This window comes from Leifsonia sp. Ger2509 (assembly GCF_055231915.1).
This window is the reverse complement of record NZ_JBUYVB010000003.1, coordinates 2180850-2197085: the sequence shown is the minus strand read 5'-3', so window position 1 is coordinate 2197085 and position 16236 is coordinate 2180850. Positions and strand designations below refer to the sequence as shown.

Below are 16236 nucleotides of genomic sequence, written 5' to 3'. Positions count from 1 at the left end.
ACCGGGTCGCATCGCTCTCCGGTGCGACCCGGTTCCTGCACTCCTAGCCAACAGAGGAAACTTCAATGTTGAGATTCATCCTCAGACGCCTGTTCTCGGGCATCGTGCTGCTGTTCGTCATCACGACGATCGCCTACGTGCTGCTCTATCTCGGCGGCGGCGACATCGCCCGCCGCATCCTCGGAACCTCCGCGACCCAGGCCACCGTCGAGGCGAAGGCGCAGAGCCTCGGACTGGACCGCCCGCTGATCGTCCAGTACATCGACTGGCTCGGCAACGCCATCCACGGCGACTTCGGCGACTCGTGGTTCACCGGCCAGCCCGTCACCGACGCGATCACGTCGCGTGCCGCCGTCACGCTCTCGATCGTGATCGGCGCGACCGTGCTCAGCGCGATCGTCGCCGTCATCCTCGGCGTCTGGGCCGCTGTCCGCCGCGGCGGCGTCGACCGCAGCGTCCAGGTGCTGTCGGTTCTCGGCTTCGCCATCCCCGGCTTCCTCATCGCTCTCGCGCTCGTGCTGATCTTCGCCATCAACCTGCACTGGTTCAAGCCGACGGGGTACATCCCGTTCACGGATTCGCCGTCGGGCTGGCTGTCGACGGTCACCCTCCCGATCATCGCGCTGGCGATCGGCAGCATCGCCGGCGTCACCCAGCAGATCCGCGGCTCCGTCATCGACGCCCTCCGCCAGGACTACGTGCGGACCCTCCGCAGCCGCGGCCTCTCGGCGAACCGGGTCATCTACAAGCACGTGCTCCGCAACGCCGGCGGACCCGCGCTCGCCGTCCTGGCCGTGCAGTTCGTCGGCCTCCTCGGCGGGGCGGTGATCGTGGAGCAGATCTTCGCGATCCCCGGTCTCGGCCAGGTGTCCGTCACCGCCACCACGCAAGGCGACATCCCGCTCGTCATGGGGCTCGTCGTCGTGACCGCGATCATCGTCGTGGTCGTCAACCTCCTCATCGACCTTCTCCAAGGCTGGCTCAACCCGAAGGTGCGTCTCTCATGACTCAATCGGCTCCCATGCCCGACCCGTCCCTGACCATCGCGGTCGAGGAGAGCGGCGCCAGGGTCTCCCTGTTCCGCCGGCTCCTGAAGAACCCGCTCGGCCTCGTCGCGATGCTGTTCCTCGCGCTCCTCGTGCTCAGCGCCATCCTCGCTCCGTGGCTGGCGTCGCACGACCCGAACGCCGCGTCCCTCAACGATGTGCTGGATCCGATCAGTGCCAAGCATCCGCTCGGCGCGGACAGCGCGGGCCGGGATGTGCTGAGCCGGCTCCTCTATGCGACCCGCTTCAGTCTCGCCGGCGCTCTCGTCGCCCTCATCGTGGCTGCGATCATCGGTGTGACCGGCGGACTCTTCGCCGGCTACTACGGCAAGTGGTTCGACTCCGTCTCGTCCTGGCTGACCAGCCTGCTGATGGCGTTGCCCGGCATCGTCGTCCTGCTGGCGGCCCGCGCCGTGATCGGCCCGTCGCTGTGGGCATCCATGGTGATCTTCGGAATCATCCTGTCTCCCGCGTTCTTCCGGCTCGTCTACGCCTCGGTGACCGCCGTGCGCAACGAGCTGTACGTCGACGCTGCCCGTGTCTCGGGTCTCGGCGACGGCAGCATCATCGGCCGTCACATCCTGACCGTGGTGCGCGCACCCGTCATCATCCAGGCCGCGATGGTCACCGGGATCGCGATCGCCGTGCAGGCCGGACTGGACTTCCTGGGCCTCGGCGACATGAACATCCCGACCTGGGGTTCCATGCTCAACGACGGCTTCGCGAACATCTACAAGGATCCGCTGCTCATGCTGTGGCCGAGCCTCGCGATCGCCCTGACCTGCATCGCGCTCACCCTGCTGGCCAACGCCATGCGCGACGAGCTCGAGCGCAGCGCCAGCCCGAAGAAGCGCAAGGCCGCAGCGAAGACCGACACCGGCATCGTGCACGAAACGGTCGTGCGCCACCCGGACGACGCGCGCACCCTCGAAGGGGTCGGCGAGGTGCTGCTGTCGATCGAGCACCTGTCGGTCGGGTACGACCAGCCCGACGGCTCCATCAAGCATGTCGTCAACGACGTCTCGCTCGAGGTGCGGCGCGGTGAGGTCCACGGCCTGATCGGAGAATCCGGTTCGGGCAAGACCCAGACCGCGTGGTCGGTGCTCCGGCTGCTGCCCGACGGCGGCCGGGTCACCGGAGGCTCGATCAGCTTCGAGGGCGAAGACCTCGCCGACGCGACCGAGAAGGCGATGACGCGCCTGCGCGGTCGCCGTATCGCCTACATCCCGCAGGAGCCGATGTCGAACCTGGATGCCTCGTTCACGATCGGCAGCCAGCTGGTGGAACCGATGCGGGTGTGCCTCGGGATCTCGAAGAAGGATGCGAAGAAGCGCGCGCTCGAACTGCTGGCGAAGGTCGGCATACCGAACCCGCAGCGCACGTTCGCAGCGTACCCACACGAGGTGTCGGGTGGCATGGCCCAGCGCGTGCTGATCGCCGGCGCGATCTCGTGCAACCCCGACCTGCTGATCGCCGACGAGCCGACCACGGCCCTCGACGTGACGGTGCAGGCCGACATCCTCGACCTGCTGCGTGCCCTGCAGGACGAACTGAACATGGGCGTCGTGCTCGTCACGCACAACTTCGGCGTCGTCGCCGACCTGTGCGACCGGGTGTCGGTGATGCGCAACGGGCGCATCGTCGAGTCCGGTCCGGTGCGTGCGATCTTCGCCGACCCCGAGCACGAGTACACGAAGGCGCTGTTCGACGACATCCTCGAAGAGGGCGAAGCCCGCGGAGAGCTCGTTCCGGCCGGTGCGACCATCGAAGGAGAACGGTCATGAGCGAGCTGCTGCTCGACGTCGACGAGGTCGTCGTCGAATATCCGGTGAAGGGATTCCGCAAGGAGCCCTTCACGGCGCTGAAGGGCGTCTCCCTCGACATCCGGCCCGGCGAGACTGTCGGTCTGGTGGGCGAGTCGGGGTCGGGCAAGACGACGCTGGGTCGCGCCGTGCTGGGGCTCGCCCCGGTCACCGGCGGAGCCATCCGCTACAAGGGCCGGGACATCAGCCGGCTCGGCCGCAAGGACCGCCGGGCGCTGTCCAGCGAGATCCAGGTCGTGTTCCAGGATCCGTACACGTCGCTGAACCCGTCGCTGACGATCGAGCAGATCCTCGTCGAGCCGCTGACCGTGCGCAAGGTTCCGGGCAAGGAGGCCTCGAAGCGGGTGCGCGACCTGCTCGACCAGGTCGGCCTGCCGGCCAGCGCTGCCGGTCGCCTGCCGCGCGAATTCTCCGGCGGCCAGCGGCAGCGCATCGCCATCGCCCGCGCGCTCGCGCTCCAGCCGCGGCTGATCGTGTGCGACGAGCCGGTGTCCGCGCTCGACCTGTCGACGCAGGCGCGGGTGCTCGACCTGTTCAAGGACATCCAGGACCGCACGGGGGTCGCCTACCTGTTCGTCTCGCACGACCTCGCCGTGGTGCGGAACCTCAGCCACCGCGTCGCGGTCATGTACCACGGAGAGATCTTGGAGTGGGGAAGTGGCGACCAGGTCACGGCCCGCCCCGAGCATCCGTACACCCAGCGCCTGTTCCTGGCGGCTCCGGTGCCCGACCCGGACCGCCAGGAGCAGCGTCGTGCCGATCGCCGGCGCCTGCTGGCGGCGCACGCCGAGCAGGACCTCCAGGCGGGCGTCTAGGTGGCCCGATCCGCATCGACAACAGCATCCGCATCCGCTCGACAGCTCGAGGAGTCACCATGACCTACGACACCATCACCGCCACCTCCGACACGGAGGAGCGCCTGAGCGCCCTTCTCGACCAGCTCACGCTCGAAGAGAAGGTGCGGCTGCTCACCGGCCGCGACTTCTGGAACACCTGGCCGATCGAGAAGATCGGGCTGCGGCGCATCCTCGTCTCCGACGGCCCGTCCGGCGTGCGCGGCGAGGTGTGGGATGAGCGCAGCCCGTCGCTCAACCTGCCGTCGGCGACCGCGCTCGGGTCGGCCTGGGACCCTGCCCTCGCCCGACGCTACGGCGCGGCCGCTGCCGTCGAGGCGCGGCGCAAAGGTGTGGATGTCGTGCTCGGCCCGACCATCAACCTGCACCGCTCCCCGCTCGGAGGCCGCCACTTCGAAGCGTTCAGCGAGGACCCGGTGCTCACCGCAGAACTCGCCGCCGCCTATGTGGACGGTGTGCAGGCGAACGGCGTCGGCGCGACCCCGAAGCACTACATCGCCAACGACTCGGAGACCGACCGGTTCACCGTCGACGTCCGGGTCGCCGAGCGCCCGCTGCGCGAGCTGTACCTGCTGGCGTTCGAGAAGGCGATCGTCGACTCCCACGCGTGGCTGGTCATGAGCGCGTACAACTCGATCAACGGCGTCACCGCCACCGAGAGCGACCTGCTCGAGACGCCGCTCAACAGCGAATGGGGCTTCGACGGAGTGGTGATCAGCGACTGGACCGCCGTGCGCAGCCTGGCCAGCGCCCGCGCATCCCAGGATCTCGTCATGCCCGGCCCGGACGGCCCCTGGGGGGATGCGCTGGTCGCCGCGGTGCGCGAGGGAAGCGTCGCCGAGGCCGACATCGACCGCAAGGTGCTGCGTATCCTGCGGCTCGCCGCCCGGGTCGGGGCGCTCGAGGGGTTCGATCCCGTCGCCGCGGAGCCGACCGAGGTCGAGGACGGCATCGCGTTCGTGCGCGAGGCGGCCGCCGCCGGAACCGTGCTGCTGGCCAACCGGTCGGAACTGCCGTGGAGCGCGACCGCTCTCGACTCCGTCGCGGTCATCGGCCACAACGCCGATCTCGCCCGCAGCCAGGGCGGCGGTAGTGCGACAGTGATTCCGGAGCACGTCGTCTCGCCGCTCGAAGGGATCCGCACTGCACTGCCGGAGGCGTCGGTCTCCTACGCGATCGGCGCCGTCGTGCAGGAGGGGATCGCGCCGTTCCCGCTCGCGCAGCTGACCAATCCGGTGACGGGGAAGCCGGGCATTCGCATCAGCTTCCGCGACGCGGACGGAAACGACCTGCTTTCCGAGGACCGCCTGGCAACCTCGCTCGTCTGGTTCGGTGGGGATGCGCCGATCGGCGACTCTGCGACGCTCGACCTCGAGACCGTCTACACGCCGGACGTCACCGACGTGGTGCGGATCGGCTTCGCCGCGTCCGGCACGGCGCGCGTCTACCTCGACGATGAGCTCGCCGTCGACGCGACGGTCATCCCCCAAGGGACCGACCTCGGCGCAGCGCTCCTTTCCCCGCCCTCGGTCTCGGCTCCCGTCGCCGTCACCGCCGGGGCGCCCGTGCGCGTCCGCGTCGAATACGACCTGCTCGACCGTGTCGGGGCGCTCGCCAACGCGCTGGCGTTCACCTTCGGCCTCGAACCGGACGACACCGATCCGCAGACACTGATCGACGAAGCGGTCGAGGCCGCACGCGCAGCCGACGTGGCGCTCGTCGTCGTCGGCACCAACTCGCGCGTCGAATCCGAAGGGTACGACCGCGGATCGCTTGCTCTCCCCGGCCGGCAGGACGACCTCGTTCGAGCTGTCGCCGCGGCCAACCCGCGCACGGTCGTCGTGGTCAACGCGGGCTCGCCTGTGCTGCTGCCGTGGCGCGACCAGGTCGCGGCCGTGCTGGTCGGCTACTTCGGCGGCCAGGAGTTCGGCAACGCGATCGCCGACGTGCTGCTCGGGGCCGTCGAACCCGGCGGGCGCCTGCCCACCACGTGGCCGGCCGAACAGTCCGACGTGCCCGTGATCGAGACCACGCCCACCGACGGTGTGCTCGTCTACGACGAGGGCATCCACATCGGCTACCGCGCGTGGCTCCGCTCCGGGCGCACTCCCGCCTACCCGTTCGGCCATGGACTCGGCTATACGCGCATCGAGCCGACGACGAGCTCCGCCCCGGCGACGGTCGCCGCGGCCGACGGATCGTTCCGGGTCACTGTCGATGTCGCCAACCGCGGCACGCGGGCCGGCAAGCAGGTCGTGCAGGTGTACGCCGAGCGGGCGGACAGCACGATCGAGCGGCCGGTGCGCTGGCTGGCCGGCTTCGCGCCGGTCCGGGTGGATGCGGGAACGACCGCGACCGTCGACATCGACATCCCGGTCCGCGCCTTCGCCCACTGGGAGAAGGGATGGACGTACGAGCCTGGAGCGTTTACATTGCGGATCGGAACATCGGTCGTCGACCTGCCGCTCGACACGACCGTGCGACTGGAGGCCTGACTATGACGAAGTCCGCAGACGGCGCCCGCGTCGACTACCCGAATCCGCTCATCCCCGGCTTCAATCCGGACCCGAGCGTCGTGCGCGTCGGGGACGACTTCTACATCGTCACGTCGACGTTCGAATACCTGCCGGGCATCCCGGTCTACCACAGCACCGATTTCGTCGAGTGGACGCAGATCGGCAACGTGGCCACCCGCATGGAGCAGCTCGGCGTCGAGGACGTTCCGACGGGCGGTGGGGTCTGGGCGCCGACCATCCGCTACCGCGACGGCGTCTTCTACGTGATCGTCACCATCGCGATGGGCCGCGGCTGCATCGTCTTCACCGCGAGCGACCCGGCGGGTCCGTGGAGCGACGGGACGGTCATCGACGGTATCGACGGCATCGACCCCGACCTGGCGTGGGATGAGGACGGCACTGCGATCGTCACCTTCTCCGGGCTCATGACGACGGGACCCGATCTGGGCGCGCATCACGGCGTGCAGCAGGTGCGGGTCGACCTCGAGGCCGGGCGTGCCCTGGAAGAGCCGCGCTCGCTCTGGTCGGGGACCGGGCTCAAGTTCCCGGAGGCGCCGCACCTCTACCAGCGCGGCGACTTCTGGTACCTGATGATCGCCGAGGGCGGCACCGAACGCGGGCACAGCGTGAGCATCGCCCGTGGTGTGTCGCCGTACGGGCCTTTCGAGGGCTTCGCGTCGAATCCGATCCTCAGCGCCCGCAGCACCGCGCGCCCCATCCAGAACACCGGGCACGGCGACCTCGTCGAGACACCGGACGGCGGCACCTCCATCGTGCTGCTCGGGATGCGCCCGCGCGGTATGACGCAGGCGTTCTCGGCTCTCGGGCGCGAAACGTTCGTCAGCCGCATCGACTGGGTCGACGGCTGGCCCGTCGCCCAGCCCGTCGCCCAGCCCGTCGAGCTGCGTCCCCGGCCGGGCGTCATCGAATACGACCTCGCCTTCCACGACCTGGAAGGCCGGCAGACGCTCGACGACGGGTGGCTGGCCATCCGCCGGGAACCCGCGCATGTCGCCAAGTTCGACGTCGACGGACGCCTGGTGCTGACCGGCGACGGCTCGACGATGGACTCCCCGAGGCCGCAGTTCGTCGGCCGCCGCCAGCTCAACCAGACCGCACGCTTCGCGACGACCGCCGACGTGACGCAGGGCACTGGAGGGATCGCGTCACGCTACGACGAAGACCACCACTACGAGATCGAAGCGACCGGAGGGCCGGAGGCGACCGTCGTGGTCGCGCGGGCGAGGCTGGCGGGCCTGGTGCAGGAATGGTCGGTCATGCTCCCCGCCGGCCCGGTCGAGCTCATCATCGACGCGGTGCCACCGAGCGGCGGCTTCGGCCCGGGGATGATGACGAGCGACCGGGTGCTGCTCCAGGCGAGCGCCGGAGGCAAGACGGTCACCCTGGCCGATGTCGACGGGCGGTACCTGTCCGCCGAGACCGCAGCATCCTTCACCGGCCGCGTCGTGGGCCTGTACGCGACGACCGGGCGCGTCGCCTTCGCCGGGCTGCGGTATCGCGGCTCCGAAGACTGACCGAAACCGACGAGGAGAAACCATGGCAGGCTTCACCGAAGAATCGCTGCTGATCGACCTGCTCGACAACACGGAGGCGCGCGGGGCGGTGCAGCGGGCGCTTCCCGGCGTGCTCAACTCGCCGATGCTCACCCAGCTGCGGTACCTCTCCATCGGCCAGATCACGTCGATCGGTATGGAGCGCCCCGAGCCGGCGGACATCGAGACGCTGTGGGAGGAGCTCGCGGCGATCGAAGCGGATGGGGTCGCCGAGCGCGTGGAGGAGCCGGCGATCGAGCCGCGGACCGACTACGAGACCGACGCCGTCGAGCGCGGGTCAGCGCGGAGCACGCATCCCGGAGCCGTCGAGCGCTGGGGGGTCTTCGAGCTGCTGCTCGACGGGCCGGCACACGGGAACCCGTTCGTGGACGTGGAGCTGACGGCGACGTTCGTCCGCAATGCCGGGGCGGCGGGCGTGGATGGCGCCGTCGTGAAGGTGGGCGGCTTCTACGACGGCGACGGGCTCTACCGGGTGCGGTTCATGCCCGAGAGCGATGGCGAATGGACGTTCACGACGACCTCGACCGCCCGTTCGCTCGACGGCCTCTCCGGCGCCTTCGTGGTCACGGGCCCGGATGCGGGCAACGCCGGGCCGGTCCGCGTCGCCGACACCTTCCACTTCGCGTACGCCGACGGCACGCGCTACCTTCCGCTCGGCACGACCGCCTACGCGTGGACGCACCAGCCGGAGCCGCTGCAGGAGGCGACGCTCGACACCCTCGCCACGTCGCCGTTCACGAAGCTCCGCATGTGCGTCTTCCCCAAGGCGTACCTCTACAACACGAACGACCCGGAGGTGTACCCGTTCGTCCAGCGCGAGGACGGCACGTTCGACACCACGCGGTTCGACCCGGCCTACTTCGCCCTGCTCGAGCAGCGCATCCCGCAGCTCGCCCAGCTCGGGATCGAGGCCGACCTCATCCTCTTCCACGCCTACGACCGCTGGGGGTTCTCAGAGCTCGGGCGCGCGGCCGACGACCGCTACGTGCGCTACCTCGTCCGCCGCCTCGGCGCCTACCGGTCGGTGTGGTGGTCGCTCGCCAACGAATACGACCTGCTGTGGTCGAAGACCATCGACGACTGGGAACGGCTCGCCGCCATCATCGTGGCCGAGGACCCTGCGCACCACCTGCTCTCGATCCACAACTGCTTCGGGTTCTACGACTACAGCAGGCCGTGGGTCACCCACGCGAGCGTGCAGCGCATCGATGTCTACCGCACAGCGGAGAACACGGATGCGTGGCGCGACCAGTGGGGCAAGCCGGTCGTCATCGACGAATGCGCCTACGAAGGCGACATCGACCAGGGCTGGGGCAACATCACCGCGGAGGAGATGACCCGCCGGTTCTGGGAGGGCGCGGTGCGCGGCGGATACGTCGGCCATGGCGAGACCTACCTCAATGACCGCGAAGAGCTGTGGTGGTCGAAAGGCGGCGATCTCGTCGGAGAGTCGCCAGCGCGCATCCGGTTCCTCGGCGACCTCATCGCCCAGTCGCCGACCGGTGTGCTCGACCCGCTGCCCGGCGAATGGGATGTTCCGTGGGGCGGAGTGGCGGGGGAGTACCTGATCGCCTACGTCGGTTTCAACCGGCCGAGCTTCCGCACCGTGACCGCCCCGCGCGGGCGCCGCTACACGGTCGACGTCATCGACACCTGGGGGATGACCGTCGAGCGGCTCGACGGGGTCTTCGAAGGGACGTTCCGGGTGCCGCTGCCGTCGCGGCAGTACATGGCCGTGCGGCTCGTCGCCGCCCCCTAGCTGGTGCGCTTCAGCGCGGTGCGGTAAAAGCGCACGAGCTCGGCGGCCGGCGGACGCAGGCGGGACATGGTCGCCGTATCCGTCCGCTTCGAGGCCATGTGGTGGCGCCACGATTCGTAGGCGCAACGGTGGTCCCAGCCTGCCGTCGTGGCCGCCTCGAGGGTGCGGCACCATCCGATCAGTTCGCGCCCGTCGGAGGTCGGCGCCCAGGTCACCACGCGGAACCAGACCTCCGGATGGTTCGGATCGCCGAACGCGAACCGCCGCACCACCGCGTACGGCTGGCCCAGCTCGCCCTGGCGCAGTGTCCATTCCGACGTGTGCGCGTTCGCGACCGGATGCCATACGGACACGGAGCTCCTTCCTGCTGTCGGCAGCCCGGCCCGCTGCGCTCCTGAGTGTAGAAGCGGCGGACGACATCCCCGGCCCCGCGGCGAGAGGTGCCAGAAGTGGGGTTCGCCCGCCGGTTACGCCACTTTTCGCACTTTTCCAGGGCGGCGCGTCAGGTGACGAGGCGGATGAGCGCTGCGACGATCGCCGCGGCCGGCACCACCACGATGAACGGCACCCGCAGCGCGTACAGGCCTGCCGCGATCGCCACGGCGGGGAGCCGGGCGTCGAGCTGCAGGCCTTGCCCCGCGCCGAACGTCTGGACGCAGATCAGTGCGGCGAGCAGCGCAGCCGTGAGCAGGTCGCTGACGCGTGCGACCGTCGGGTGGTCGAGCGTCTTCGGCGGGACCAGCCAGCCGAGCACCTTCAGCCCCAGAACGGCGATGGACGCGAGCAGGATGATGTCCCACGTGCTCACGGCTCCACCTCCCGCTCCATCGGGATGGCCTCCGGGCTGGGCGGACCGCCGCGCGTGCCGAACAGGTTGAACACTCCGACGATGATCGCCACGGCTGCCGCGGCCAGCACGGGAAGGCCCGGCATCAGGTACGGGGTCAGCAGTGTGGCGACGAAGCCGGCGGCGACGGCGACCGCCTGGGTCTGGCGGGCCTTGAGCCGCGGCCAGAGCAGGCCGAGGAATGCGGCGGCGGCAGCAGCATCCAGACCGTACGCACTGACGTCACCGATGAGGTTGCCGAGCAGGGCGCCGGCGAGGGTCATGAGGTTCCACCCGACGTACACCGTGATGCCCGTGACCCAGAAGCCGAGACGCTGCGCTGCCGGATCGGTCTGCGAGGTCGCGACCGCCGTGGACTCGTCGATCGTGAGCGGGGCGGCGGCGGCGCGTTTGAAGAAGCCGGGACCGATGATGCGCGAGAGCCGCAGCGCGTAGAAGGTGTTGCGCGAACCGAGCAGGGCGGCGCCGGCGATGGCGGATGCTCCGGCTGCGGTTCCACCGGACGCCAGCACGCCGATCAGCGCGAACTGGGAACCGCCGCTGAACATCACCAGGCTGAGCACGCACGCCTGCCAGACGTCCAGTCCGGATGCGGTGGCGAGGGCCCCGAACGAGATGCCGTACGCGGCGGTGGCGACGCCGACCGCGATGCCCGACCGCATGGCGGCGGTCTGGGCTGGCGTTCGGCTCATAACTCGCCAGACTATCCCGCCAGCGGTGGCGCTCGCCGCGCTGCCGCCGCCCGCCGGACGTCCTGTTTCTCGCCGCACTTTCGCCGCCCGTGTCCCGCACTACTTTTGTCTCGCCGCACTACTTCGCTCTCACCGCACGTGTTTGAACTAGTGCGCTCGCACGGAAGTAGTGCGGCGAGAGCCCCGCGGTGCGCGGGCGCGATGCGCTCAGTCGAAGAGGCGGCCGACCACGGTGTCCGCGGTGTGGTCGTCGAGAGTCCAGGGCTGGAAGATCACCCGGTAGATGATGGGTGCGACGACGACGTCGATGATCTCCTGGGCGTCGACCTCCGAACCCGGGTACCGGTCGAGGAACATCGTCGCCTCGGCGCGACGGTTGCGGAGGCAGTCGGATTCGGTGGCGCCCGCATTGGCCGCGCCCCCGCGGAGAAGTGCGGCGTTCACCGGCTTGCGGTAGTGCTCGACGATCTCGCGCGCCCACTCGGTGAGGTCGTCACGGAGGTCCCCGCTCTCGGGCAGCGGCCGCTCCGGGTCGAGGCGGTACGTCGCGATGTCGTTGATCAGGGTCGGCAGGTCACCCCACCGGCGGTAGATGCTCGTGGGGTTCACGCCCGCGCGTTCCGCGATCATCGGCACGGTGACACGCTCGCGGCCGCGCTCCTTGACGAGTTCTTCGACGGCTGTGCGCACAGAGTGCATGACCGCGGCGCTGCGGCCGCCCGTCCTCTTCGACGGCGTGGTCGTGGTATCCATGGGAATAGCTTAACGCAAATCTGGTTGCTTTTGTGGGCGGGATGGGTATATCGTCCGTAAAGCAACCGAATTTGCGTTAAGGAGTCGAGATGTCCACAGTGAACGAGACCGGCGCAACCATCGCCATCACGGCCGGCTGCCAGGAGGCCCTGGCGCGTGCGAAGGCGGCGGTCACCGCATCCGGCACCGCGACCGCATCCGCCGACCGCATCCGCCCCGCGCGCGCAGCCCGCCGCACGCTCTCACCGGTCGCCGCCTTCGTCGGCGCTGCCCTCGCTTTCGTGGGCGTAACCTTCGCCGCGGGCGCACCGAGCCCGCTGTTCGTGCTCTACCAGCAGGAGTGGGGCTTCCCGGCGTGGGTCCTCACCATCGCGTTCGCGATCTACGCCATCACGCTGCTCGTGACCCTCCTCATCGCCGGTTCGCTGTCCGACCACATCGGCCGCCGGCCCGTGCTGATCGGCGCCCTCGCGCTCGAGGTCGTCTCGATGCTCATCTTCCTGTTCGCCCAGGACATCGGGTGGATCATCGTCGCCCGCGCGATCCAGGGCGTGGCGACGGGTGCCGCAACCGGCACGTTCACAGCCGCGATCGTCGAACTCGCACCCGAGAAGCACAAGAAGCTGGGCGCCGTCATCGGCGGCACCGCGCCCGTCGGGGGACTCGCCCTCGGGGCGCTGATCACCGGCGCCGCGGTGCAGTTCACCGCCGTTCCCACGGTGATCGTGTTCAGCTTCCTCGCGGTCGTCTTCGTCCTCGGGATCATCGTCGTCTCCCTGTCGGCGGAAACCGTGTCGAGGCGGTCGGGAGCCGTGCGGTCGCTCATCCCGCGGCTGTCCATCCCGCGTGCGGCGCGACCGGAGTTCGGCGCGATCGTCCCGGTGCTGGTCGGCACCTGGATGCTCGCGGGCCTGTTCCTCGGGCTCGCGCCCTCGATCATCCGCGGCGTCTTCCACATCGACAGCGGACTCGTGAACGGCGCGATCGTCGCCCTCCAGCCGGCCGCCGGCGCCGTCGCGGGCTTCCTGCTCGGACGCGTGCACGCCCGGACCGCCACCATCTGGGGAGCGGCGTCCGTCGTCGTCGGAATCGTCATCTCGGTCTCGGCCGTGGCGTTCGGGATCCTGCCCCTGCTCTTCGTCGGGGCAGTGCTCGGCGGGGCGGGCTTCGGCGCGGCGTTCTCGGGTGCTCTGCGCATCCTCGCTCCGCTGGCCCCCGCCCACCAGCGCGCGGAACTGTTCGCGGGCGTCTACCTCGTCAACTACCTCGCGTACGGCGTGCCGGCGCTGATCGTCGGTGAGCTGATCGGCGTGGTCGGGCTGCTGGATGCGGTGATCGGCTACGGACTCGCCGCCGCGCTCGCGACCGCTGCGGGCCTCGTCGTGCAGCTGCGGCGTGCGCACGTCGTGCGGTCGGCGCTGCCGGTCACCGGCGAGTTGCGCACCGGCCGGGTGAAGACTGTGGCGGCAGCCGCGGCGGAGTAACAAACCGTCGAGCGGTAGCGGAGCGGCCGTAGAGTGGGGCCCGTGGAGGACTGGATCGAGCACCGGCGGGCGGACGGCGAACGCGTGGGCTGGATCCGCATGGAGGGTGAACGGTTCGTGCCCGTCGACCTGCTGGGGCGCGAGCTGAGTGACGCCGTCGACTGGATGCACGCGGAAGCGACGCTCGACGACACCGGCATCGGCTACCTGGCGGACCTCTACGAGCTTCGACAGCCGGACGGCAGCTGGTTGCGGGTGCGCCTCGCCGAGGTGTCGCCGCACCGCATCCTCGCCAAGAAGGACGACTGGGGTGCGGTCGGCGCCCCTCAGGTCTACTACCCGCTCCCGTTTCCGATGCCCGAGGACCTGCGGCCGCTCACCCGCTGAGCTCGCTCACCCCGTCACCCCCTCACCCCGTCGCACCGGGCATCACGTCGATGAGTACCTTTCCCACAGTCTCGGCCTCGACCGCGTCGTGGGCTGCCGCCGTCTCAGCGAGCGGAAAGCGGGTGACCGGGAGGCCGGCTTCCGCGCCGATGGGGAGCACCCCATCCGCGACCGCAGCGGCGACAGCGCGCACGGCTGCATCCTTCGCATCCGCCGCCGTCGTGTAGGTGAGCAGGTACCGGTACCGCAGGTTCTTCGCCATGCTCGGCCGCACCGGGACGACCACCGGCTCGCCGTTGTCCGCGTAGATCGCGACGGTCGCATCGGGGGCCGCGACCTCAGCGTCGAGCCCGAGGTTCGCCGCCGGGTTCACCTCCACCACCAGATCGACCCCGGCGGGTGCGAGGGCGCGGATCGCCGTGGCAGCGTCCTCGGCGCGGTAGTCGACCACGTGGTGCGCGCCCGCCGCGCGGGCCAGGGCCGCCTTCTCCGCGCTGCTCACCGTCGTGATCACGGTGGCACCCGCCCACGAGGCGAGCTGGATCGCAGCGTGGCCCACGGCTCCCGCACCGCCCGCGACGAGCACGGTCCAGCCGGCGAGCGCACCGGGGGCGAGCTCGCGAGGCGACCGTTCGGATGCGGTGAGTGCGATGTGCGCGGTGAGCGCAGGGATCCCGAGCGACGCGCCGACGTCGAAACTCACATCGTCCGGCAGGTGCACGACGTGCCGCACCGGAAGCACGACGAGTTCCTGCGCTGTTCCGTCCGGTCGCTGGTAGGCGGCATCCCACACCCAGACGCGGTCGCCCACGGCAAATCCGCCGACCTCCGCGCCGATCTCGTCCACCACGCCGGCGCCGTCCTGGTCGGGCACCTGCGGTGCGCCCAGCTCGATGGTCCGCCCCCCGCCGGACCGCGCCTTCCAGTCGGTCGGGTTCACACCGGAGACGTGGATGCGCACCCTCACCTCGCCCGGCCCCGGATGTGGGTCCGGACGCTCGCCGAGCTCGAGGACGGATGACGGACCAGTGGTGCGGTAGCTGACGGCCTTCATGGTCTCAGCCAATCACGATTGGCCGCTGTCGTGGGGCGCTCGCACACGTTCGGTACGAGCGCACAGGGTGGTACGTGTGCGCTCGGACGGTACGTGTGCGCTGGGACAGAACATGTGCGCTCGCAACGCGTGCGCTGGGGCGTAAGGCGTGCGCTGGGACAGAACGTGTGCGCTCGCAACGTGTGCGCTCGCTCGCAACGCGTGCGCTGGGACGCACCGCGTGCGCCGGCTCACTCGGTCGCGCATCCACCCGAGCTGACCGGCGCCGTCCCGGCCTTCGCCAGCACCGGCCGCAGTTCCGCGAGCGTCAGCGCATACCCCGTCTGCGCATCGGTCGTCGACCGTGCGAACACAACGCCCGCGACCTTGCCGGCCGAGTCGAACAGCGGTCCGCCCGAGTTGCCGGGCCGCACCGAGCCGCGCAGTGAGTAGATCTCGCGATCGACCGTCGCGCTCTGGTAGATGTCGCCGCCTCGCGCCACGAGCTTCTCGCGCACGCGCTCCGGGCTCACCGTGTACGGCCCGTCGCCCGGGTATCCCGCCGCGTAGGCGGACTCGCCCGACGCGAGGTCGGCGCCGAGGGGGAGCGCCTTCTCAGCGAGCCCGTTGACCTGCAGCACCGCGAGGTCGCGCTCCGGGTCGAACGCGACGAGAGTCGCGCGCAGCGACCGTCTGCTGTTGACGTCTTTGACGAAGATCGCGTCGGATCCGGCGACCACGTGCGCGTTGGTGACGATGCGCCCGGGCGCTTCGACCCATCCGCTGCCCTCGGAGTCCACGCCGCAGCCGGGTTTCGACGCGAGAATTTTCACAACCGAGTCCGACGCAGCGTTGACCGCGGCCGGCACGCTGGTGTCCGGCGCTGCGATCGTGCGGATCGACTCGCCGCCTTCGAACACCTGCGGCAGCCCGGCCTGTGAGAGCGCATCGTCCACGGCACCCAGCACGGACGACGACGGCACCGGCGCGATCGCGTCCAGGGTCGCGACGACACGGGACGTCGACGCCGCCTGCATGACCGCGGCGAGGTTGGTCGCCTGCGCGAACCCGGCGAACAGCCACACGAGGACAGCCCACGTGAGAAGCCCGAGGATCGAGCCTGCCAGCGAGTCGAGCCAGCGGATCGGGCCGTGCCTGACGAGTCTTCCGAGCATCCCGGCCAGCGCTGTCGCGAGGCCGTAGGCGACGGATGCGCACACCAGGATCACGACAGCGGCCACGAGCGTGCGCTGCGACAACCCGGTCCAGCCGATCGCCGCGAGCCAGCCGACCACGATCGGGGCGAGCGCGAGTCCGGCCCACAGCCCGACCACCAGCCCGACGAGGGAACCGGCCTGGCGGATGGCGCCGTTCGACCATCCGACGGCGAATGCAACCACCGCGAGCACGATGAGCACGGCGTCGACCACGATTTCCACGTGTTCACCCTGTCGTACGATTCTGGGCG

General features: G+C 70.0%; 14 protein-coding genes. 8 read left to right on the top strand and 6 right to left on the bottom strand.

The window, feature by feature from the left end:
* The first annotated feature begins 65 nt into the window (after positions 1-65).
* From ACV7NN_RS10775 to ACV7NN_RS10750, 6 genes are read left to right on the top strand one after another with little or no spacing between them, the layout of a single operon-like run.
* The gene (locus ACV7NN_RS10775) at positions 66-1007 is read left to right on the top strand and encodes an ABC transporter permease (protein ID WP_463349576.1); all 942 of its coding nucleotides are present in this window, start codon (positions 66-68) and stop codon (positions 1005-1007) included.
* Positions 1004-2830 carry a dipeptide/oligopeptide/nickel ABC transporter permease/ATP-binding protein gene (locus ACV7NN_RS10770; protein ID WP_463349575.1) on the top strand — a complete coding sequence of 609 codons (1827 nt, stop codon included), beginning with the start codon at positions 1004-1006 and terminating at the stop codon, positions 2828-2830. The genes ACV7NN_RS10775 and ACV7NN_RS10770 overlap by 4 nt, the downstream gene beginning before the upstream one ends.
* Complete coding sequence (locus tag ACV7NN_RS10765) at positions 2827-3684, top strand: ATP-binding cassette domain-containing protein (protein WP_463349574.1); 858 nt, start codon at positions 2827-2829, stop codon at positions 3682-3684. Before ACV7NN_RS10770 ends, ACV7NN_RS10765 begins: the two co-directional genes overlap by 4 nt.
* A 59-nt stretch (positions 3685-3743) precedes the next feature.
* Positions 3744-6218 (top strand): glycoside hydrolase family 3 protein, encoded by a 2475-nt coding sequence (locus ACV7NN_RS10760; protein WP_463349573.1) that lies wholly within the window; start codon positions 3744-3746, stop codon positions 6216-6218.
* Between the two features lie 2 nt (positions 6219-6220).
* On the top strand, positions 6221-7774 hold the full coding sequence (locus ACV7NN_RS10755) for a glycoside hydrolase family 43 protein (protein WP_463349572.1): 1554 nt from the start codon (positions 6221-6223) through the stop codon (positions 7772-7774).
* A 22-nt stretch (positions 7775-7796) separates the two neighbouring features.
* Positions 7797-9572, top strand: coding sequence for a DUF5605 domain-containing protein (locus ACV7NN_RS10750; RefSeq protein ID WP_463349571.1), 1776 nt, complete (start codon positions 7797-7799; stop codon positions 9570-9572).
* On the opposite strand, the gene ACV7NN_RS10745 is transcribed toward ACV7NN_RS10750, so the two are convergent.
* The 4 genes from ACV7NN_RS10745 to ACV7NN_RS10730 all read right to left on the bottom strand — a co-directional run bounded on the left by ACV7NN_RS10745 (position 9569) and on the right by ACV7NN_RS10730 (position 11864).
* A complete protein-coding gene (locus ACV7NN_RS10745; protein WP_463349570.1) occupies positions 9569-9925 on the bottom strand; it encodes a hypothetical protein in 357 nt (118 codons plus the stop codon). The two genes, ACV7NN_RS10750 and ACV7NN_RS10745, sit on opposite strands and share 4 nt — an antisense overlap.
* A 149-nt stretch (positions 9926-10074) precedes the next feature.
* Positions 10075-10380 (bottom strand): AzlD domain-containing protein, encoded by a 306-nt coding sequence (locus ACV7NN_RS10740; protein WP_463349569.1) that lies wholly within the window; start codon positions 10378-10380, stop codon positions 10075-10077.
* On the bottom strand, positions 10377-11111 hold the full coding sequence (locus ACV7NN_RS10735) for an AzlC family ABC transporter permease (protein ID WP_463349568.1): 735 nt from the start codon (positions 11109-11111) through the stop codon (positions 10377-10379). The genes ACV7NN_RS10740 and ACV7NN_RS10735 overlap by 4 nt, the downstream gene beginning before the upstream one ends.
* Before the next feature lie 207 nt (positions 11112-11318).
* Positions 11319-11864 (bottom strand): TetR/AcrR family transcriptional regulator, encoded by a 546-nt coding sequence (locus tag ACV7NN_RS10730; protein ID WP_463349567.1) that lies wholly within the window; start codon positions 11862-11864, stop codon positions 11319-11321.
* Between the two features lie 89 nt (positions 11865-11953).
* On the opposite strand from ACV7NN_RS10730, the gene ACV7NN_RS10725 reads away from it, so the two are divergent.
* Positions 11954-13348 (top strand): MFS transporter, encoded by a 1395-nt coding sequence (locus ACV7NN_RS10725; RefSeq protein ID WP_463349566.1) that lies wholly within the window; start codon positions 11954-11956, stop codon positions 13346-13348.
* A gap of 42 nt (positions 13349-13390) precedes the next feature.
* A complete protein-coding gene (locus ACV7NN_RS10720) occupies positions 13391-13735 on the top strand; it encodes a hypothetical protein (protein ID WP_463349565.1) in 345 nt (114 codons plus the stop codon).
* 22 nt (positions 13736-13757) lie between these two features.
* On the opposite strand, the gene ACV7NN_RS10715 is transcribed toward ACV7NN_RS10720, so the two are convergent.
* Both ACV7NN_RS10715 and ACV7NN_RS10710 read right to left on the bottom strand, forming a co-directional pair.
* On the bottom strand, positions 13758-14789 hold the full coding sequence (locus ACV7NN_RS10715; protein WP_463349564.1) for an NADPH:quinone reductase: 1032 nt from the start codon (positions 14787-14789) through the stop codon (positions 13758-13760).
* A gap of 230 nt (positions 14790-15019) precedes the next feature.
* Positions 15020-16207 carry a MarP family serine protease gene (locus tag ACV7NN_RS10710; protein ID WP_463349563.1) on the bottom strand — a complete coding sequence of 396 codons (1188 nt, stop codon included), beginning with the start codon at positions 16205-16207 and terminating at the stop codon, positions 15020-15022.
* Positions 16208-16236: the final 29 nt, after the last annotated feature.